The sequence below is a fragment of the Streptomyces sp. NPDC045022 genome (assembly GCF_056432605.1).
The window spans coordinates 1-19,586 of sequence record NZ_JBWKIR010000035.1 but is presented as its reverse complement, the minus strand read 5'-3'; the positions used below and the strand labels follow the sequence as shown (position 1 = coordinate 19,586).

Annotated in this window: 22 protein-coding genes and 3 pseudogenes; 11 read left to right on the top strand and 14 right to left on the bottom strand. The window is 69.6% G+C overall.

The features are described from left to right. Positions 1-383 precede the first annotated feature (383 nt). Together AC07C1_RS36160 and AC07C1_RS36155 are read right to left on the bottom strand one after the other, a co-directional pair. Positions 384-692, bottom strand: coding sequence for a transposase (locus AC07C1_RS36160; protein WP_478946122.1), 309 nt, complete (start codon positions 690-692; stop codon positions 384-386). Between the two features lie 15 nt (positions 693-707). Continuing rightward, positions 708-1,511: an NAD-dependent epimerase/dehydratase family protein gene (locus AC07C1_RS36155; protein ID WP_478946120.1), complete on the bottom strand. Its 804-nt coding sequence runs from the start codon at positions 1,509-1,511 to the stop codon at positions 708-710. 484 nt (positions 1,512-1,995) lie between these two features. On the opposite strand from AC07C1_RS36155, the gene AC07C1_RS36150 reads away from it, so the two are divergent. Continuing rightward, positions 1,996-4,644 carry a beta propeller repeat protein gene (locus tag AC07C1_RS36150; RefSeq protein ID WP_478946118.1) on the top strand — a complete coding sequence of 883 codons (2,649 nt, stop codon included), beginning with the start codon at positions 1,996-1,998 and terminating at the stop codon, positions 4,642-4,644. A 43-nt stretch (positions 4,645-4,687) separates the two neighbouring features. Here the strand turns inward: AC07C1_RS36150 and AC07C1_RS36145 are convergent, their stop codons facing one another. Continuing rightward, positions 4,688-5,284: a hypothetical protein gene (locus AC07C1_RS36145; protein ID WP_478946116.1), complete on the bottom strand. Its 597-nt coding sequence runs from the start codon at positions 5,282-5,284 to the stop codon at positions 4,688-4,690. Between the two features lie 222 nt (positions 5,285-5,506). On the opposite strand from AC07C1_RS36145, the gene AC07C1_RS36140 reads away from it, so the two are divergent. The 7 genes and pseudogenes from AC07C1_RS36140 to AC07C1_RS36110 all read left to right on the top strand — a co-directional run bounded on the left by AC07C1_RS36140 (position 5,507) and on the right by AC07C1_RS36110 (position 9,280). Further along, positions 5,507-5,779 (top strand): hypothetical protein, encoded by a 273-nt coding sequence (locus tag AC07C1_RS36140; RefSeq protein ID WP_478946115.1) that lies wholly within the window; start codon positions 5,507-5,509, stop codon positions 5,777-5,779. A 487-nt stretch (positions 5,780-6,266) separates the two neighbouring features. Continuing rightward, positions 6,267-6,617 carry a hypothetical protein gene (locus tag AC07C1_RS36135; RefSeq protein WP_478946113.1) on the top strand — a complete coding sequence of 117 codons (351 nt, stop codon included), beginning with the start codon at positions 6,267-6,269 and terminating at the stop codon, positions 6,615-6,617. A 342-nt stretch (positions 6,618-6,959) separates the two neighbouring features. Next, on the top strand, positions 6,960-7,409 hold the full coding sequence (locus AC07C1_RS36130; RefSeq protein ID WP_478946111.1) for a cupin domain-containing protein: 450 nt from the start codon (positions 6,960-6,962) through the stop codon (positions 7,407-7,409). Next, positions 7,406-8,059: pseudogene (locus AC07C1_RS36125) on the top strand (SDR family NAD(P)-dependent oxidoreductase); the annotation flags it as partial. The gene AC07C1_RS36130 and the pseudogene AC07C1_RS36125, both read left to right, overlap by 4 nt. Positions 8,060-8,108: 49 nt before the next feature. Then, on the top strand, positions 8,109-8,669 hold the full coding sequence (locus tag AC07C1_RS36120) for an aminotransferase class I/II-fold pyridoxal phosphate-dependent enzyme (RefSeq protein ID WP_478946109.1): 561 nt from the start codon (positions 8,109-8,111) through the stop codon (positions 8,667-8,669). A gap of 18 nt (positions 8,670-8,687) precedes the next feature. Beyond that, positions 8,688-8,990, top strand: coding sequence for a chorismate mutase (locus tag AC07C1_RS36115; protein ID WP_478946107.1), 303 nt, complete (start codon positions 8,688-8,690; stop codon positions 8,988-8,990). Next, complete coding sequence (locus tag AC07C1_RS36110; RefSeq protein WP_478946105.1) at positions 8,987-9,280, top strand: Dabb family protein; 294 nt, start codon at positions 8,987-8,989, stop codon at positions 9,278-9,280. Before AC07C1_RS36115 ends, AC07C1_RS36110 begins: the two co-directional genes overlap by 4 nt. 528 nt (positions 9,281-9,808) lie before the next feature. Here the strand turns inward: AC07C1_RS36110 and AC07C1_RS36105 are convergent. Both AC07C1_RS36105 and AC07C1_RS36100 read right to left on the bottom strand, forming a co-directional pair. Beyond that, positions 9,809-10,618, bottom strand: a complete 810-nt coding sequence (locus AC07C1_RS36105; protein ID WP_478946104.1) for an SDR family NAD(P)-dependent oxidoreductase — start codon at positions 10,616-10,618, stop codon at positions 9,809-9,811. Then, positions 10,611-11,249, bottom strand: coding sequence for a carboxymuconolactone decarboxylase family protein (locus AC07C1_RS36100; RefSeq protein WP_478946103.1), 639 nt, complete (start codon positions 11,247-11,249; stop codon positions 10,611-10,613). Before AC07C1_RS36100 ends, AC07C1_RS36105 begins: the two co-directional genes overlap by 8 nt. A gap of 228 nt (positions 11,250-11,477) precedes the next feature. On the opposite strand from AC07C1_RS36100, the gene AC07C1_RS36095 reads away from it, so the two are divergent. After that, the gene (locus AC07C1_RS36095; protein ID WP_478946101.1) at positions 11,478-12,638 is read left to right on the top strand and encodes a PucR family transcriptional regulator; all 1,161 of its coding nucleotides are present in this window, start codon (positions 11,478-11,480) and stop codon (positions 12,636-12,638) included. 116 nt (positions 12,639-12,754) lie between these two features. Here AC07C1_RS36095 and AC07C1_RS36090 read toward each other — a convergent pair. Both AC07C1_RS36090 and AC07C1_RS36085 read right to left on the bottom strand, forming a co-directional pair. After that, positions 12,755-13,041: pseudogene (locus AC07C1_RS36090) on the bottom strand (helix-turn-helix domain-containing protein); the annotation flags it as partial. Between the two features lie 111 nt (positions 13,042-13,152). Beyond that, complete coding sequence (locus AC07C1_RS36085) at positions 13,153-13,749, bottom strand: TetR/AcrR family transcriptional regulator (protein ID WP_478946099.1); 597 nt, start codon at positions 13,747-13,749, stop codon at positions 13,153-13,155. Positions 13,750-13,916: 167 nt separating this feature from the next. Between AC07C1_RS36085 and AC07C1_RS36080 the strand changes: the two genes are divergently transcribed. After that, positions 13,917-14,882 carry an alpha/beta hydrolase family protein gene (locus tag AC07C1_RS36080; protein ID WP_478946097.1) on the top strand — a complete coding sequence of 322 codons (966 nt, stop codon included), beginning with the start codon at positions 13,917-13,919 and terminating at the stop codon, positions 14,880-14,882. Positions 14,883-15,136: 254 nt separating this feature from the next. Here AC07C1_RS36080 and AC07C1_RS36075 read toward each other — a convergent pair whose 3' ends face one another. From AC07C1_RS36075 to AC07C1_RS36050, 6 genes are all read right to left on the bottom strand, one after another. Next, entirely contained in the window at positions 15,137-15,778 is a 642-nt protein-coding gene (locus AC07C1_RS36075; RefSeq protein ID WP_478946095.1) for a hypothetical protein, read from the bottom strand. Positions 15,779-15,966: 188 nt separating this feature from the next. Next, positions 15,967-16,143, bottom strand: a complete 177-nt coding sequence (locus AC07C1_RS36070) for a cytochrome P450 (RefSeq protein ID WP_478946094.1) — start codon at positions 16,141-16,143, stop codon at positions 15,967-15,969. Between the two features lie 335 nt (positions 16,144-16,478). Continuing rightward, positions 16,479-16,760 carry a hypothetical protein gene (locus tag AC07C1_RS36065; protein WP_478946092.1) on the bottom strand — a complete coding sequence of 94 codons (282 nt, stop codon included), beginning with the start codon at positions 16,758-16,760 and terminating at the stop codon, positions 16,479-16,481. Positions 16,761-16,793: 33 nt separating this feature from the next. Further along, entirely contained in the window at positions 16,794-17,438 is a 645-nt protein-coding gene (locus AC07C1_RS36060) for a hypothetical protein (protein ID WP_478946091.1), read from the bottom strand. Positions 17,439-17,601: 163 nt separating this feature from the next. Continuing rightward, positions 17,602-17,913, bottom strand: coding sequence for a hypothetical protein (locus AC07C1_RS36055; protein WP_478946089.1), 312 nt, complete (start codon positions 17,911-17,913; stop codon positions 17,602-17,604). A gap of 364 nt (positions 17,914-18,277) precedes the next feature. Next, a complete protein-coding gene (locus AC07C1_RS36050) occupies positions 18,278-18,466 on the bottom strand; it encodes a hypothetical protein (RefSeq protein WP_478946087.1) in 189 nt (62 codons plus the stop codon). 338 nt (positions 18,467-18,804) lie between these two features. Here AC07C1_RS36050 and AC07C1_RS36045 point away from each other — a divergent pair, with 338 nt between their 5' ends. Further along, positions 18,805-18,996, top strand: coding sequence for a hypothetical protein (locus tag AC07C1_RS36045; protein ID WP_478946209.1), 192 nt, complete (start codon positions 18,805-18,807; stop codon positions 18,994-18,996). Between the two features lie 93 nt (positions 18,997-19,089). On the opposite strand, the pseudogene AC07C1_RS36040 reads toward AC07C1_RS36045, so the two are convergent. After that, a pseudogene (locus AC07C1_RS36040) lies at positions 19,090-19,308 on the bottom strand (hypothetical protein); the annotation flags it as partial. Positions 19,309-19,586 lie beyond the last annotated feature (278 nt).

The window sequence follows — 19,586 nt, the reverse complement described above, 5'->3', positions numbered from 1 at the left end:
GCTCACCTCCATACGACGACTTCACGGTCCACCATGAAAGTAGCAGCGGGGCGCCGCCTCGCTCAAATCCTTTCCGATGACTCGCAACGCGATCACGATCCGGTCCTCTTGAGGCGTCTCCAGCAGATGAGGCTGCAAGCCAACGAGAGGAAGAGGTCGTGGAGTTCTATACGTCGACCCCAGCGGATCGCGAGGGCTTCGAACTGGTGGAGGAGGGCGAAGGTCTGCGCGACGACGTAGGAGGCACTCCGGCCGCTGTCCGGGCTGGCCGGGTCGTCCGGCGACGGGCGGGATGCCGTCGACGAGGTCGAGGGTCTGGGTGATGTCGTTGATGTAGGCGGCGGTCGTGATGATGTGCGGCGGGGTGTCCTTGCCGTCGCAGATCAGGTGGTGCTTGCTGCCCGTCTTCCGCCGGTCGACCGGCGACGGACCGGTCGCGGCTCCCCCTTTTTTTTCGCGTGCACGTGGAGCCGTCCACGCACGCGCGGGTCCAGTCGAGCTCGCCAGCCGCATCGCAGCTCGGCGAGCAGGATCCGGTGCAACCGCTCGAAGACTCCGGCCCGCTGCCACCGGTCCGGGCGCCACCAGCAGGTCTGCCCGGACCCGCAACCCAGCTTCAGCGGGAGGAGTTGCCGGGCGATGTCCTGGTGCAGGACATGCAGGATGCCCTGCAGACAGAGCCGATCATCCACTGGCCCGAAGGCGGGTCACGGCCGGATGTGTTTCAGGGTGAATTCCGGCAGGGCATATGGGCCGGCCTGCGGAGCTTCGGGATCCGTGGGGACGTCGGCGTCGGTGATGCGCGACGCATGTGTTTCAGCGTTGTCGAGGGGCGTGTAGGCCAGTTCGGACTCCGCGGGAAGTTCCCAGAAGCGGCGGGTGTTGGCAGAAACGGCGTACACCGTGGCAAAGCGGGTGGAGAGCGGGGCAGTGAGCGCGGCGCGGCAGAAGCCGACGGCATCGCGCGGACTGAGCCAGGTCGCCAGGTGTCGGGACTCGGTGGGCGCCTCCTCGAAGCTGCCGATACGCAAGCAGATCACGGAAATACCGAACTTGTCCGCATACAGCCGCCCCAGTGCCTCGACAACTGCCTTGCTCACCCCGTACAGGCCGTCGGGGCGCACCGGCTCCTGGGGCCCGGTACGGTGGGCCGCGGGATAGAAACCGGTCACGCGGTTGCTGCTGGCCAGCACGACCCGCTCGATCCCCGCGCGGCGGGCGGCTTCCAGGACATGGTGGGTGCCCAGCACGTTGGCGTCCAGAAGATGCTCAAGCGGTGCCTCGTCCGGCAGACCGCCCAGATGGAGTACGGCGTCCGCGCCCGCGAACGCAGCCTCGACGGCGGGAGCATCCCGAAGATCGACGGTGTGCACCACTTCGTTCGCGGCCTCGGCCCGGAGGGGAACACGGTCGAGCAGAACCAGGCGGCCCACCTCGCTGCGCAACGCCCGGCGCACGACCGAGCCGATGTTCCCTGCCGCCCCGGTGACGACCACTGTACCCAGCCCCACTCTGCACGCCTCCCTGTTCGAACCGCACCAACGCCCCGATGTGGGCGGGTGGCGATCCTCTCACTACCGGCCGACGGATGGAGAGCCGCCGGAACGTGATGACTTGGAACGGTCCACCACCCAACTGTTCGCCGCTGTCGTGCTGTTGCAGCTCAGCACCCACATGCCGGTAGGGCAGACCACCCGAACTTGCCCGGCTGGTAGCGCTTGTTCAGTGCTCGTCACCCGCTCTGCGGGAACTCCCGTTTCCTGGCCGGGAGTTGCGCCATCAAGGTCGCGATCAGCCAGATGGCGCGGGTCCCAGGAGGTGGTCGACCGACGGCCGCGTCCGTTGCTGATCTCCGGCGGCGTCGCCCTCGTTCACCAGCCCCGGCGCCGTAGTGACAGGTTCTGGACAAAGTCTTGGCCAAGCCGCGGACGCACCTTGCCCCTCGTGATCGGGTCTCCTGCGACGGCTGAATCACTGCCCGTTTGGGAGGACCTGGTGTCAGCACCAACCCGTAAGAGACGATGGCTCACGATCTGGGCCATCACTGCATCCGCCGCGCTCGTCGCGATACCCGCCAGCGCCGCGCCCGGCAAGCACAACAACCCCTTCGGGGCGCGAACGCTTGCCCAACTCGGCGCAGACCGCGCGCAGTCGGTGGGGGCAACGAGCCCCAGGGTGACGGCGGAGGACGACGACGGCAACGAGGCCGACGAGATCGCCGAGGGCGCGGACCAGTACGCCGAGGCCCGCACCTCACCAGGCGTCGTCGCGCCGGGCGCGTACGGCTCCGCCTGGCACGATCTGACCAAGCTGCCGCGCACCGGCGGCAGTTGGCGCCACATCACCGACCTGCCGTACAACTCCGACGACCCGCGGTACCGCGACTACGACTCCAACTCCAGCGGCGGCTCGGGCAACGTCACCGGCCGCATGGCCGCGATGGCCGCCGACGGCGACGGGTATGTGTACGCGGGCAGCGCGGGCGGCGGAGTGTGGCGCTCGCGTTCCGGCGGCGGGCACTGGCAGCCCATCAGTGATCGGCTTCCCTCGCAGTCCACCGGCGCGCTCGCGCTGGACGGCGGCGGGCGGCTGTGGCTGGGTACCGGCGAGGCCACCACCAACGCGGACGCCTATCTCGGCAGCGGCGTCTACGTCCTGTCGGATCCGCACCACGGCACGTTCTCCGCGCGCAGCCGGGTCGGCGGCGACGAGCTGGAGTCCACCACCATTCACCAGCTGCGCTTCGGCGGCGGCAAGGTGTGGGCGGCGACCAGCGAGGGCGTGTGGAGCCACTCCACGAAGAAGCTCAAGGGTGCCTGGAAACTGGAGTACGCACCCAACCCCGAGTATCTGCCGGGCGGGTCGAAGGCGGACGACGAGAGCGCCGCGTACAAGAACATCACCAACGACATCGCGATCGACCCCAGGGACCCGTCCAAGGTGGTGCTCGCGGTCGGCTGGCGCAGCGGTGACGACTACAACGGCTTCTACACCAAAGCCGACGGCGCCTGGACGCGGATCACCGCTGGTCTGGGCGACCTGCCCGCCGACCCGGACGACGTCGGCAACGTCACCTTCGCCCGCTCCGCCGACGGATCGCGCTACTACGCCATCGACCAGTCACCGGAGCAGCTGAACACGAACCCGGACAGCGGTCTGGAAGGCATCTACGTCTCCAAGTCCGGCTCCCCCACCGGCCCCTGGACGAAGATCGCCGACTACAGGGGCCTCGCAGCCGACGGCTCGGCGCTGACCGACCCCGGGTACATGCCGGGCGTCCAGGCTTGGTACAACCAGTTCCTGGCCGTGGACCCGAGTGACCCGCAGCATGTGTACGCGGGCGTGGAAGAGGTCTACGAGACCAAGGACGGTGGCGGCAACTGGTCGACGGTGGGCCCGTACTGGAACTTCGGCTTCTCCTGCTGGAGCATCGACCCGGCCAAGCAGACCGGCGACTGCGACCAGACCACCCACTCCGACCAGCACGGCGTCGCGATCGGCCGCTACCACGGCAAGAGCTTCGTCTATGTAGGCAACGACGGCGGTGTCTACAAGCGCCCGGTCAACGGCGCCCAGGACGCCTCCGGCCACGCCACCGACTGGATCTCGCTCAACGACGGCACCATCGACACCCTGCAGTACTACTCGGTGGGCGTCGGCAGGGACCTGGACCACGGCGGCGTCTCCGTCACCGGTGGCCTGCAGGACAACGGCCAGTCCATCCTGCGCAGCAACGACGAGGTGATGGGCTCCAACTTCGGCGGAGACGGTGGGGACACGCTCACCGACCCGGCCAACGGCTGCAACATCGCCGAGGAGTACGTCTACCTCGCGATCCAGGTGACGCAGAACTGCGCGGTCAACAACGGTGGTTGGGTCACGGATCCGGGCAAGGTGACGTCGTACAACGTGGCCCCGGCCGACAACGCCACCGGCGAGGCGCGCTTCATCGCCCCCCTCGCCGCCGACGCGAAGAACGCCTCGACGTGGATCGCCGGCGGCCGCCACATCTGGGTGCAGACCCACGGCTACGCCATCCGCAGCGGCGACGAGTGGAAGAGCGTCTACGACCTCGGCGCCGGCCGCACCGCGACCGCCGTCGCGGCCTCCGGCGACAAGGTTTACGCGGCCTGGTGCGGCCCTTGCAACAACCAGGGCTTCGCCCGCGGTATCTCCGTCGGAAACGCGGACGGCACCGGCTGGCACGACATCACCCTCCCGGCCACCGGCACGGACGGTGCGGTGCCCAACCGCTACCTCAGCGGGTTCGCCATCGATCCCAAGAACGCCGACCACGTCTATCTCGCGGTCAACGGCTTCTCCCGGCACTGGACCGAGGGGCCCGGCGCCGGCGTCGGCCACGTCTTCGAGTCACAGAACGGCGGCACCACCTGGAAGGACATCTCGGCGAACCTCCCCGATGTTCCGACCAACTCCGCGGTCGTCACGGCGAACGGCGGCCTCGCCGTCGCCACCGACCTCGGGGTCGTCTACCGCGTCCCGGGCCAGACGAAGTGGCGGCGCGTCGGCGACCTGCCGGCCGTCGCCGTCCTCCAGCTCAAGCTCAGCCCGGACGGCACCACGCTGTACGCAGCCACCCATGGCCGCGGCATCCACACGATCAAGGTGCGCGACTGCGACTGAACCGCAGCCGCGCATGAGACAGGGGTGACTTCGGCTCTCGGGGTCACCCCTCCTTCGCGTACGGGACGACACTCAGGTGAAGCGTGAAGGCGACGCGCGCCGCGCCCGCCACGTCCGGTTCCTTCGCCCGCACAGTGATGAGGGACACGCCGGCCCGGCCGGCAGCGCACCGCAGAGCGACGCGGGCGGTGCCGTCCGAGTCCGTCTGCCAGCCGGACGGCAGGACGAAAACCGGCGCTGAGCTGTACACAGCCGTCCAGCGCCGGTCGTCCTCACGGGGCCGCAGGACCAGGGACACCACCGTCCCGGGACGGGCGCACAGCCGCCGTTCCGCCGTGTCACCGGGGTGGACGGTGATCTGCGTGAGCCCGGCGACACATCCACGTGCCGACGCGGGCGGCGCGGTGGCCGAAGCAGACGGGCGGCCTCCGGTCGGGCTCGCGGACACGGTCGCGGAGGGGGCTGCGGACGTGTTCTCCGGCGCACCGGCCGACAGCGCCGCCGAGCGGCTCCCGGAGGGGGTTCCGGCCGATCCGCCACCGGTGGATGCGCTGCAGGCGGCCAGCACGACCATCCCGGCGACCGCCCACCATCCGGTCCACCACCGCATCCCACGCACCTCCTGTTCCTCGCTGCGCATCCTCAACCATCCGCGACGAGCTGACCGACCGCCCCTTGATTGTGCCGTGGCGTTCCGTGCCGCTCCCCCACCTCCTCGGCAGCCGGCCTGTCCTCCGTCACGACGGAGCCGCCGTAGACGGTGGCCCTGGGGCACGTGAACCGGTCACGGTGGCCATGTGCCGGCAACGTCCATTCAGCCAGGGAGACCTGGAGCGCCCGCACTTGGTGGACCGCGACGTTTGTGCTCGATGGGCCTGCCGAGCACGGTCGCCTGTCGCGCCTTTGCCGGATCGTCGCCCGCCTGCGGGCGCTCGCGCTCGATCCGGTCGGCGGCCAGGTGCCGGACTCCCCCAGGAGCGCAGTTCGGTTCGGTGGTCAACGGCTGCTGCACCACATCGAGTCCGGGTCCGGGTTCGGGTTGTCGTATCTCCTCCAGGGGCGCGGCAATCGATTGCCTTCCGAAGTGCCCTCTTTGGCCAACCGCATGTCGCGCGACGGCCTGTGTGAGGGGTGAAAACGGCGTGGGCACGCAACGCCGCCGACGGCGGTGAGTACCCGCGTGATTCAGCGGCATACAAATTAACTCTGCGTCGCCGTTGTGCCCCCGGGGTGCGCCAGGTCAGCGAAGTGGTGCGGGCGCCTGTCGCGTTGGGTGATGTGCGCGACGGCACGAGGGGGAGCGGCCCGAAAGAAGCATCGGTCTTTGACGGTTGCAGGAACCGGATGGCTACCGTGAGGCCGTCTGGTCGGGCTCCGGAGATGTGGGCTGCGACTTCCCGTCGCCCGAAGGTGGAGTGTGAGTATGGAAATATTCCGGATTCCGGATGTCGAAAGGCAAGAGCTGATCGCGCGCCTTCCCGGCGACGAGCAACGTTCCTTACGGCTGGGGACGCTGGGGCCGGCCGGGACCAGCAGTGAGTACGTGGCCGAGATGATGTCGCGCAGTGTCGCGGACGGTGCGCGTTTACGGATCGTCCTGGAGGACACAATACGAGCAATGCGTGGACGCGCTCACCGAGGGTCGGCTCGACCTGGTCCTGGTCGCGCACGCCTATCCGGGCATCAACGCCTTCTACATGCATCCAGGGCTGGAACCGGCAATCGTCTTCCGCGGGAGCACCCCGGAATACGGCCTGGCCATCCGCGACGACTTCGTCTTCCGCGAGGAACTGCTCGACAACGAAACCGTCGTGGCGCACCCCGCGCCCATTCCGCTGCTGCGCTACCACCTCGGCCGGCCCCTGCACATGGCCACCGTGGACTCCACGAGCCAGGCGCCGCCTGTGATGTGGCCGACGGCCGGTACAACGTCGCCATCACGAACGAGGAGGCGGCCAAGCAGCACCACCTGAAGTTCGTCCGCAGGTTTTCGCGGATTCCCATGACATGGACCGTCTTCGCGTGGAGGAATGACTGACATGACCACCCACGTGCAGGAACGACGCTACTTCCCGGCCGCCGACGCAGCCCTCCACGACAACGGGGTGCGGGTGGAGTCCTACTGGCGTGACGACACGGAGGTGAGGATCTCCGTCATACCCCCCCGGAGCCCGGGTGCCGGACCGCCCCAGTGGACAGGCGCAGGTCGGGATGGTCGTACAGGGCCGGATATCCGCTACGGTCGGGGAGGTGACCCGGCTGATGGAACCCGAGCGCCACGTCTGCGTGGCCCCCCGGACGTCGTGTTCTCGGCCGTGAACCCCACCGAGTCCGAAGCCGTCTTACTGGAGCTCCGGCGCAACAAGCCGGGAGAGTCCTATCCTGCGCCGAGCGGCTACTTCCTCGAAGCGTTCGGATCGCGCAAGTTCGTCGGGATGGACGTCACGTTCTTCGTCGCCGACTGGATCGAGTTCATGATCGCCGACATCCCGGCCGGCGGCGAGATGCCCTATCACCGGCACTCCCACGAGCAGATAGGGAGTTGCCTGGAAGGGCGCTACGACATGACGGTCGAGGAATCCAGCCACGAGCTGCGTTTCGGCGGCACGTACTTCTGCGCCGGCCAGGAGGGACACGGCGCCGTGAATCCCCACGCCGACGTGGCGCGCTCCGTCAACATTTTCATCCCGCCTCGCTACCATCGGGTGCCCGGGCAGAAGACCAAGCGGAAAAACGAGCAGGAGACCGAGCGGGAAACCCAGTGACACGGGTGGCGGTCGTTCTGGGGGCAAGCCACGGGATCGGGCGGGCCACCGCGTTGCACCTGAACGCGAAAGGATGTGTGACGGTTCTGTGCGCCCGCAGTCGCAGCGTCCTGGAGGAGGTCGTCGAGGAGTCGGGCGCCGAAAAGACCGCCCAGGTGATTCCGGGTGACGTCACCGAGCCGCCCTTCTGTGAGGAACTGGCCGGTGAGGTCGACCGCCGGTTCGGCAGGATCGACGTGCTCGTCAACAATGCGCCAGGTCCGTCACCGGGATCCTTCGACGACATACGAACCGACGACGTGAGTGCCGCGATGCAACAGAAACTGGTGCCGTACCTCGCAACCGTCAAAACCGTTGCGCCCGTCATGGTCAGAAACGGATTCGGACGGATCGTCAATATCGTCGGCAACGCCGGGAAGGAACCCACCCCCGGCCTGTTCCTCTCCGGTCTGGTCAACGCGGCCGTCGCCAATGCCAGTAAATACCTGGCGAGCCGGTACGCCCCGCACGACGTGACCGTGAACTGCGTCCACCCCGGCACCGTCCGGACCCGGCGGTACGACCGGGCCCTGCACCACCTGAGCCGGACCGCCGGGATCCCGCGGGCGGAAGCGGAGGAGCGGATGATGCGGACGATCCCCACGAACCGGCCCGGCGAGGCACACGAGGTCGCCGCCGTGATCGGATTCCTGGCCTCGGATGAGGCCTCACCTCGACGGGCAGACCCCCGTCTCCTTCCTGGAGACGGACGGCGCCAAGGACGTGGGCGTCGAGTTCATCTCCCTGTCGAAGACCTTCAACATGGCCGGATGGCGGATCGGTGCCGTGGTCGGGCACCGTGACGTCATCGCCGCGATCAATCTCCTCCAGGAGCACTACTACGTCTCGCTCCCCCCGTTCATCCAGCGGGCGGCGGTCGCGGCCCTGACCGGACCGCAGGACAGCGTCCGGCACCTGGTGAAGACGTACGAACGACGCCGGGACGTCTTCCTGGACGGACTCCGGGACTCCGGATGGTCCGTCGACACACCCCGCTCGATCTTCGCCTGGCTGCCGGTACCACCCGGCGGCGAGGGATCCGTCGCGTTCGCCGACGAGCTGCTGTCCCGCGCGCACGTGGCGGTGGCCCCCGGCCGCTGGTTCGGCGAGCACGGCGAGGGATACGTCCGTGTGAGCCTGCTCGCCCCGGAGGAACGGCTCCGGGAGGCGGCCCGGCGACTGGCCGGCTTCCGGCCTCCGCACCAGTCACCAAGCAAGTGACCCGAAAGGAGCCCCGTCATGACCGAGACGGTCGACAACACCTCCCGCATCCGACGGGAGCGCGACGCGATCGACGCGATCGACACGCACATCATCGAGCTGCTCACCCAGCGCGCCCGGGTGTCCTCGGGCATTCAGAAAATCCGCACCGACTCCGGCGGTCCGCGCACGGTGTTCACCCGAGAGATGCAGATCCTCGCCCGCTACCGCGACGGCCTCGGTGAGTGCGGGACACAGATCGCGCTGAGCGTCCTCAAACTGTGCCGGGGTGCCGGCACGTTACATCCCACCGCCGCACGAACCGGAGGAGCCGCGTCGTGATACGGCACGTCGTCCTGTTCAAGTTCAGGCCCGGGATGGACTGGGCCGACCCCCGGGCCAGGGCAGCGGAACGCACGGCCGCCCAGGTAGGCGGCGAAGTGCCGGAACTGCGCGAGTGGCGTTACGGCCGCAATGTGGCCACCCGGGAGATCGCCTACGACTTCCTGGTCGAAGGGCTCCTGGACGACATGGAGGCGGTCGACCGCTATCTCGTCCACCCCTTCCACCAGCGGGCAATCCGTCAGTGGAAGGAGATCAGCGACTGGGTCATGGTCGACGTCGAAGAGTGAGAGCGCGCTGCGCACTCGGACGGAACCGTCCGGGGTTGGCCGCGAAGAGCCAGGATGCCGCGGCCAGGCCAAGCGCAGAGGGCCCCGCTGGTCGGCGTGGCTGATCGCGGCCCACAAGTCGTCAGCTTCGCGCCTGGCCGGCTCCGCGGCCTGGTGCGTCTCTGCCCGGGCAGCTGCGGCCACGGGACTGACGCCCAGGTGATCCTGGATGGAGGAACGCACCGCGGAATCGACGAGCGTGACGGGACGCGGAGAGATTGCGTTGTGAGTCTTGCGGCGGCATTCACCTTCCGCGCAGGCGAGGCGCCGGGATCTGGGCGGGATGTCGGTCGCCGAGAAGCTCGCCTCGTAGCCGTGCGCCGTGGCCTTGCGGGGAGCTGTGGCGCTGTTTCCCACGGCCCGGCCCACAGCGGCCGGCCCCGCCTCTCGTCCGTAAGGAGGGAGAGGCGGGGCCGGCCGCTGTGAGCCCGAGGCCGAACCGGGGTGGCCGGTACGTGCCGACAGCGGTGCGCAGCGGCGCGCACGTGCTCACACGGCGCTCATCCCTCCGTCCACCACCAGGCTCTGCCCGGTGATGTAGGAGGCGCGGTCGGAGAGCAGGAAGGTGACGGCCTCCGCCACCTCCCAGGCGGTGCCCTGGCGGCCGAGCGGTATGCGGGCGAACGAGGCGGTGCGCGACGTCCGCCGGGCCGAGGCCTCGCGGCCCATCGGCGTGTCGATCAGACCGGGGACGACCAGGTTGGCGCGGATCCGGCGCGCCCCGCCCTCCTTGGCGACATGGCGGGTGAGGCCGAACAGGCCCGCCTTGGAACTGTCGTAGGCGGGCGAGTTGGTCGCCGCGCGCAGCCCGGCCACCGAACCGACGAAGACGATCGAGCCCCCGTCGGCGATCGCTGCCAGCCCGTACTTGGCCGCGAGGAAGGGGGCGCTCAGGTTGAGCGAGAGTACGCGGTCCCACTCCTGCGGTGAGGTGTCCGCCAGGCCCGTGCCCAGACCGATGCCGACGTTGACCACGACCGCGTCGAGCGCTCCGAGTTCGCGGTGGGCCTCGGCGATCATGGCGGAGGACTCGCCGGGATCCGTGGCGTCACCGACTACGGTGACGCCACGGGCGCCCTCCTCGCGGACCAGGGCAGCGGTGGCCGCTGCGGCGGAGGGGGAGACGTCGGCGCAGGCCACGGAGGCTCCCGCACGCGCGGCGAGCACCGCCACCGCCCGTCCGTTGCCCACGGGGGCCTGCGGGTCGTCGCTCGGACGGGTGCCCGCGCCGATGACCAGTACTCTCCGGCCGGTCAGGTCACCGGCCGGGTCGGTCGCGGGGCGCCGGGGCTCAGGCATCACCGGGTGCTCCTGCCTCGGCGACGTCGGCAGGTGCGGGCAGGGTCTCCGTGTCGTAGCCGGGGTCGAGCCGGGTACCGGCGGAGTTCAGGAAGAACGCCACCATGTGGTACTGGCCGACGAGCATGGTGATTTCGATCAGCTGGGCCTCGTCGTGGTCGGCAGCGAGCGCGGACCAGGTGGGCGCAGACAGGCGTGCGTCCCGGTGCAGTTCGTCGGCGGCACGCAGCAGACCGGCGTCGACCGACGTCCACCCCTCGGCGTCCGGTCCCGCGCCGACCCGCCGGATCTCCTCGTCGGTGATCCCGGCGGCCCTGGCCAGCGGCACATGCCGCCCCCATTCGTAACCGGCCCGGGTGTTGTACGCGGTGCGCAGGATCAGCAGTTCCCGGGTCCGGTCCGGCAGCCGGCCACCTCGCAGCAGATAGCTGCCGAACGGCAGGAACCGCCGGAAGAGGTCCGGGTGCCGCACCAACGTGGTGAAGATGTTGGCGACCTGGCCGCCGGCGTCCCGGGCGATCGGGGCGAGCAACTCACGGGTGGACGGGTCCCAGCCGTCCTCGGGTAGTGGGGCGAGGCGCGGGCCGCTGTCCGCCGCGGCGCGGTGGGGTGGGTGGTGCTCGTCGGTCATGGCAGTCTCCGCGTTCGTCCAGGAAGGTCGGTTGCACGATCGGCGGGGAGTGCACGGGTCGATCGGCGCCTCGGTGAGTGCTGTGCGCGCCGCTGCGAGCGCCGCCCCGCCGGGAGCCACTGTGCTTCCGGGAGCGTGCGGATGTCGACAGCCCCCCGGCCAAGGCCGAAGCACGGCATATTGTTCAGTTGCACAACGGTGGTGCCGGAAGGTGCGGAGGTGAGGTCCATGCCCGGACAGCCGGGCGCGGCGGCCCTCGAACGCGTCATCGCCGCGATGACCGCGAAGCAGCAGGAAGTGGGCAAGCGGTTGTACGCGGATCTGACGGGCCGCATCCCGTCCTACCGCGCCGTCCCGCGCGAACTCCTCGACCAGATCTGGCATCGGCACTTCCAGCGGGCGCTCGCGGTGTTGCGAGAGGGGGCGGTACCCACGCCGGAGGACTTCGAGGAAGCGGATGTGGCCCGAGACCGGGTCTCCCGGGGGGTCCCGCTCGGCGACGGCCTGCGCGCCTTCCGCCGGGCGCTGAGCGCGATACGGGACCTGTTCATTGCCGAGGCGACCGAGCAGGGGCTGGACCCCGGCCTCATTGTCGACCGCACCAAGGATCTGTGGGAGCTGGCGGACGTCGCGAGCCTGCAGATCGGAACCGTCCACCGGCAGGCGGAGGTCGCCGCCGCCCTGTTCGACGCCCGCCGCCGCGCCGACTTCCTGCGCGGACTGCTCTACGGGACGCTGAGTGCAGTGGACATCCACAGCGGTGCGGCGATCTACGGACTGGAGCCGTCGCGGCAGTACCGCGCCATCAGGGCTGTGCCGCACGGCACCGTCGGTCCGGACGGGCTGGAACGGCTCCTGGTCGCGCACTGCCGTATGCACGGGCGCGGCGTGCTGCTCGCCGTGCTGGACGAGGCTGTCGCCGGAGTCGTCGAGGCGAAGCCGGGGATCGGAGACCTGCAAGCGACAGCGGGGCTCGGTCCGGCGACGGAACTGGCCGCGGTGCACCGTTCCTTCCGTGCCGCGGGCCGGCTGCTGGAAGCCGCCCGTGCGTACGCTCTGCGCGGTGTGTACGACCTGAGCGACCTGTCCTGGCGCGTGGCGGTCGTCGCCGAACCGGAGCTCGCGGAGTTGCTGCTCGACCGCTATCTGCGCCCGCTGGAGGCGGAGGGGGACTTCGGCGCACTCATCGAGGAGTCGGTGCGGGGATACCTGGAGGGGGGACGGCATGTCGGCGAGGTCGCACGGAGCGCGCATGTCCACGTCAACACCGTCCGCTACCGGCTGCGCCGCTTCGAGGAGCTGACCGGCACCAGCCTGGACGCCCCGGACACCGCGGTGGAGCTCAGCTGGGCCCTGGCGGCACGCGACCTGCGGTCACCAGGGCGGTGAGCACCCGGGGTGAATGACCATCCTCCTCGCCGGACGTGCCCCTGTTACGACGCACCACGCACGGCCCCGGCGTCCTCGAGCAGCGCCAGGCCGCTGGCCAGGGCCTGTCCGGCGGATCATGGGACCCGGAACGCTCGCCGGTAGGGGCCCGGGGTCGTGCCTGTCTGGGCGCGGAAGCGGCGCGCAGGTTGACCGCAGAGGTGAGGCCGACACGGGCCGCGATCGCCTCGACCGGCAAGTCCGTCTCCTCCCGCGGGGTGCGTGCCGCGGCCACCCGCCGCGGTAGACGATGTGCAGCTCGTCCGCGACCGAGCAACCATGCTCCCGGACTCGTGCCAAGCTGGTCGGCGAAGCGTCGGGCCAGGGTGCGGGGCGAGACGCCGAGGCACGCGGCCAGGTCGTCCGCACCAGCTCAGGGGCGCTGTTGCCTGCCGGCATCTCCTGCTGTTGAGGGGCGGCCGCTCAGATCGCCTCGAGGCGCGGAGGGACCAGGTCGCGATGCCGCTCGTCGGCATCAGGGCGCGTGAGGTCGCTGCAGTCCCTGGAGGAGGAGAGCGATCAGGCGTCGGGGGTCGTAGCGGGGGTCGTTGTCGCGTCCGATGCAGAGGTTTCCGATGCCGCGCATCAGCTCGTACGGCTGCGTACCGGGCCTGATGTCGCCGGCCTCGACCGCAGCGTCGAGCAGTTGGTCGCAGACGGGCAGCAGGCGGTCGAGGAAGTAGGCGTGCAGCGCGCCGAAGCGGTCGTTGTCGGATTGCAGGGCGTCGGCGAGTCCGTGCTTGGTGACGAGGAAGTCGACGAAGAGGTCAATCCACTGGCGCAGTGCGTCGAGCGGCGAGTCGGCACTGGCCAGCAGGTTCGGGCCGGCCTGCACGCATGCCTCGATCTGGTGGCGGTAGACGGCTGTGACGAGATCCGCCCGGGTCGGGAAGTGGCGGTAGATCGTGGCCATCCCGACGCCCGCCCTGGCCGCGATCTGGCGGATCGGTGCGTCGACGCCGGAGGTGACGAACACCTCGGCGGCGGCAGTGAGCACCGTCTGCCGGTTGCGCTGGGCGTCGGCCCGCTTGCCTCGGGACGGCGACTCCCCTGCAGGGCTGTCGGTAGCCATCACGCACTCCTTCCACACCGATTGACAAAACGGAGCAACGCTCCGGATACTAAGTGGAGCGACGCTCCGCTTCAGGTTAGCCGAAGCGGGTCGCTCCTGACCGCCTTGTCCGTCGCCGGTCGCGGAGACCAGCGGACGGCAGGTGCCACCGAAAGGGAATCCACATCGTGAGTACACCCACTGCCACCAGCGCCGACGCCTTGGGCACGCCAGTCCCGGTACTGTCCTTCAGTCCCGTGGTCCTGTCCGTGCCCGGACGTCCCGTCGACCTCCAGGTGCGCGTCTCCGTACCCGCGACCGGAACCCACCTCCCCGTCATTCTCCTCTCCCACGGCCACGGCGCCTCGAACAACCTCTCCTCGCTCAACGGTTACGCGCCGCTCGCCAACTTCTGGGCCGCTCACGGATTCGCCGTCATCCAGCCCACCCACCTCACCTCCAGGACACTGAGCCACCTGGTCGCCGACGCCCCCGGCGCACCCGACTTCTGGCGCTCCCGCGCCGAGGACATGACCCACGTCCTCGACCGGCTCGATGTGATCGAGCGCACCGTGCCGCAGCTCGCGGGGCGGATCGACCCCACCAAGGTCGCCATCGCCGGACACTCGCTCGGCGGCTTCACCGCCGCCCTCCTGCTGGGCGCCGGGCTAAACGACCCCGGCACCGGGAACGTGGTGCACCTCGTCGAGCCCCGGATCAAGGCCGGCGTGCTCCTCGCCGCGCCTGGTAGAGGGGGCGACGCGTTCAACGGGCCCATGACCGAACAGTGGCCGATCATCGGCGCCGTCGACTTCGCCACCATGACCGCACCCGCGCTGGTTGTCGCCGGCGACAAGGACGACTCCCGGCATTTCACGGACATGGGACCGGCCTGGCACGCCGACCCCTACACCCTCGCCCCCGGACCCAAGACCCTGCTCACCCTGTTCGACGCGGAGCACGGACTCGGCGGGATCGCCGGATACGACGCCGCCGAAACCACCGACGAGAACCCCGCGCGAGTCGCCGCCCTCGCCCGGCTCACCGCGGCCTACCTCCACACCCAGCTCCACCCCGGCGCCCCCGCGTGGCAGGCCGCGTGCGAGGCACTGACGGCTGGACCCGACGCGGTAGGACGAGTCGAACACAAGTAAGCCCCGCATTCTGTGGCGCCGGCGCCTCCGTGCTCGTCATGCTGGCCGCCGCGGTCCTGCTGGCTCACTGATACGCCGTAAGCGGCGGACCGGTCGTTTGCGGCAGACGTGTTACTAACCGTTCGCCACAGCCGAGCCCCGACCAGGTGGGCCACGTCTACGGGACGTTTGGCACCCACGGCGGCGGTGCTCAGGAAGGCGAACGATCCGGACCGCCGCAGCGGGATCTCTCCCTTGCGCCGCGTGAACGGCGGTCAGTGCAGGATGCTAACGGCTCGTGCAATCACGAGAAGCGAGGTCAAGAGGGCGGAGATGCTCTGAATGCTCATCATGACTTTGGCACGGGTCGAAAGCGGCATCGTGTCGGTCGGACTGAAGGCCGTGGAGTTGGTGACGGACACATACAGGTAGTCCATCAAGGTGGGGACCCAGTCCGACTTGCCGCTGGCGCCGTCGGCGACTTCTTGGACGGCGTCGTCGTTCTCGTCCTGTGAGAAACGGAAGTCCGCCAGGGGCAAAGCAGAGCGGGGCGCTTGGGTGCGGCTGACCGGGCCGCCCCGATCCAGCTCCCAGTAGGCCAAACCGAAAACGATGATGTTGGTGAGCCAGACCTGCAACGCGGCCACCAGCAGTGACCGGCCGTCCTTCACCCCGGCGTACACCAGCTCATGGATCAAGATGGTCAGCGCCAGGAGATTGCTGATCGCAATGACGGCTACGAGCGTCAGCGAGAGCACCCGGAAGGCCTTCGTCTGCCGGGTCAAACGTTTCGGGTTGATGGCGATGAGTGGAATGAGCAGCAGACACTCCAGGGCGGGCAGCACGTAACGCGGAGCCACCAGCAACCTTTGCGGCAGAACCAGGTACAGAGCAATAGCGGCAAGCGTCGCAACCACTGCCGGCAGCCGTGCCTCCCCCCTGCGCTCATGTCGAGGATGCCTGGTGCTCGCATCCGCACGCGTACGCGCCATACCGTCCGACCCTTCCGATCGCTGCCACGGACAACGCCACGGCCACCATGCATCCATCAGCGATGCGGGCCGCCGGGCACCTCCAGCATTTACCCTCGTTGCACAGCGTTGGATCAGCCGGGGAACACCCAAGGTGGCACCCCCGCGTACGGCAGGGTGGGCAGGTCGTCGAAGGTCACAGGACGGCCGCCCAGCGCACCGTCGAGTTCTTCTTCCAGCCTCGTCTCGACCTCGGGGTGGCGGGCGAGGAGCCGGAAGGTCCACGCAAAGCAGCGACGCGGCCGGTCCACCGGCGGCGAAGAGCGGCGGGCAGCGGCGACCTCGGCGCCGAATAGCCGGATGTCTCGGTGTGCGGCGGCCCGCGCAGCGGTCGGCGGGGCAAGGAGGCCGCGGCAGCTGTCAGGACCACTCCCCCGCCGAGCAGATGGCGTCGCTCCCGGAGCCTCTTCTTCTCGCCTCGTCGCGGCCCGGCGGGTGCCGAGTGCTCCTGGCGCTACGGCTGTGCCCGGGGTTGGCGGCAAAGCGCACGACTGACTGGCCGCCCCCCGCCAACGGATGGCGCACCGATGCCGTCAGTGTTGATGCGCAGGTGGCAGGAGGCCGGCTCCGGGTGAACGCGCCTCGTTCAGTCGGCGGCCAGGTGCATCTGCTGCGCATTCCCCACGACTGGGTTGATGTACACGGCGCCACCGCTCAGTTCGCTCAACCGGACGGTGACGGCCACCTCGTTCGGGAAGCCCGCATGGTCGAAATCGACCAGCGCGACGCTTCCCACGGAAGCGGTGTCCTGCCCGACGCGGTTGAAGACGAGCAGCAGCGGCGGGTGCGGCTGATCGCCTGGCGGCCCGTCGGGCACCCACCAGCGGGTGCGCCATATCGGCCGCTCCCGGCCGTCGGCGTCCTTCACCTTCCGTTGGCAGAACCGCGTGTACTTGTCGATCTACCCGGCGAGTTCCTGCGCGGACTCGTAGCAGTTGTCGATCTCCACGAACAGCAGCGGCACGCCGTCCTCCGGTGAGGTGAGCATGATGTCCGCCTGGGCGCCGCGCTTGCCGGGGTTGGACCACGTGCCCGTCGCGGGCAGCGCCACCTCCGTCGCGTAGGAGGGATGGTGCCCAGCCCGGCCGGGGCGTTCGACGGCGGCCTGTGCGGCCGCGAGGACATCGGCCGGCTCGCCAACGAGCTGGGTGAGGTCCGGCTTCGGGCGCAGCAGTGCGAACAGGGCGTCGTTGACGGCCATCGGGTGGGAGGCGCCGCTGCGGCCCGCGCCACGGGCCGGGCCGCGCATCTCCTCCACCGGGCGTCCCAGCTCGTAGGAGGCGGCCTCCAGGCCCATGGGTGTCAGGTTGAGCAGGGTGTCCCCGCCCGAGGTCTTCCCGCCCTTCTCCACCAGGCCGTGCCTGCGCAGATCGGAGAGCGCCCCGAGGTGTGAGGCGGTGCGGGCCTGCTTCCGCTCCGAGGGCTCCTGGTCATCGCGGTGGCTCCTTCGCTCGGGCCACCCTTCGGTGGGCGGGGAATCGAGGAGCAGCGTGCACAGGCCCCCCTTGTCCGCAGCCTGACGGAGGCCGGTAGCGAGCGTGGCCAAGGCGGCGGTGGAGTGGGCCGGTTGGTAACCGAGCGCTGTGGGGCCACGCCGATGCCCGGGACGCGTCCACTGCCGTAGAGGGTGCCCGCGGAGACGCCCAGCAGGGACGGTGAGGCGTCCGCCGACGCGGTCGCAGCCCCGGGCGGCGACCAGGCAGGGAGTATTACTCCTCCGGGGGCAACCCGGCGTTTTGCCGGTCGAATGCCCGCTGGCGATCGGCGTACGACCGCTCAGTGTTCGCGGGCCCCGCCGTCCGGGTGGGCTCGGTCACCTTGTCTGTGCCGTAGACGTAGTACGTGGACTCACGGTTGTACGTCGGGCTGTACAGCGTGACGGCGTACAGGTTCTGGTCGGCGTTCGCGCACGTGACCGCGCGTACGATCCCGTCGTAGTACACGCCGTTGCTGCTCTCGCGGTAGCTGACAACGCGCACCTCCCGACTCGGGTCAGGCTGAAGCTCTGCAACCGTGGCCATGGCGAATTTCCTTCACTCCGGGAGAAAGGCGGAAAAACCCCCTTTCGCCACCCTCGCATGCCAGCCTTCGACCCGCTACTCGCGGGTTACTGTCGGTTGGTAGGTCGATCGTCGGCGCTGTCATTGGGCGAGCACGCTGTCGCGGAGTACAGAACGATGTGCTCGCGCCGGGTCTCTCTTCCCGCCGGGCGACGGCGCCGCCCTGGCCTGGTCCCCGCTGGCCCGGCCCGCCGTGCCGGACGTCCTGTACGGCGGGCCGGGGCAGCGGGAGGCATAGGTCGTGACCTGGGAGCTGCCAGAGCCGGTGCCCTCAGTGGCCGGTCTCCCGGCCGCGGTGCAGTCCGGGCTGCTGCGGGCGGTGCGCCTACTGGTCATCCTCGCGCACCGGGTGCGTTGCGTCGGCATCGTCCCGGTCGGCGTAGCGGTCCGCGCGGGCACGGGAGTCGTAGGCCCCCTTGGTGAACGCGTCCTGGAGGCGGCGCAGCCGCTCGGCCGTGAGATCGAGGGCTTCCACGTCCGTGCGTGACTCCCGCAAGGCCCGCAGCGCCGTCATGGTTCGAGGTCGGCCAGCGACCAGCGGGCGGTGTAGAGGCGGTAGGCCGGCTCAGGCCGCGCAGCGTCTTGGGCTCGCTGATGTCGAGGCAGTAGGTGGCGAGCGCGGCGTCCACGATTCGCTCGTCCAGGCCCGGCTCGCGGCGACGGCCGCGAAGAACGAGAGCGAGGTGACGGCGGGCTTCGGCGAGCAGGTGTCGCCGGTGGAACCGGCCGCCGCCGTTCATCACGAACACTGTCGCGGCGACGTCCACGGCCGCCAGGGCGATGTCGGCCACGGCGGCGACCCGGGCCCGGGTCGCCGCCGCTGCGGCGCGGGCGTACTCGAGGAGGGAGTTGATGACGTCGGCGACCACACCGGAGGTGCGGATCGCGCTCTCCTTCCGCTCCTTGCGCAGCTTCGCGTTCCGCTCCTTGCGCAGCTTCGCGAGGGGGCGGGTCTTCCGCTTCCGCGGGGATGGTCCCTTCGTCGCCGCCGACGAGAGCCCGCTGCAGTACTTCTCTCCCCCCACCCACGGGATGGTCTCCTGACGATGCGTGCAGGTGCTGACATGAGCCTGCTCCCCGCACACGCGGGGATGGTCCCCACAGCCACGAGCTCGCCAACCGGTGGCTGGCCTGCTCCCCGCACCCGCGGCGATGGTCCCTGCTGCGAGGAGTAGGTGGTCCGCCCCAGGGCGAGGCGGACCCGCGCGACCTCACCGGACCGTCACCGCACAACACGGCATCGGCCAGCTCGAACAGCGCGTCCGAACGGGCGGTGAGACAGGGGTAGCACTCGCCCCGGAAGCGTGACAGTTCCGCCAACGCCTCCTGCCGGACATCGCAATGCAGCAGACTCATCCTCACGGCCTTCGTGCTGAACGTGTGTGTTCCTTGGTCGGAGCACATGTTCAGACGAAGGCCGCTTTCGCGTACGGCAGTTACCGGAGCGAGTGATCAAGTTCGACGCACCATTCGACGCCGGTCGTTAAAGATCAAGCTAGCTTGACCGAGGGTGTAGGGCACACTCTGAGCGTGTCCTCCACTAGGGCCTGTGTGACGTTGTGATCAGCCAGTTGCCTTCAGCAGGTCGTTGATCCAGATCATTGAGGCACGGAGGTGGAGGCCGGCGAGGTAGC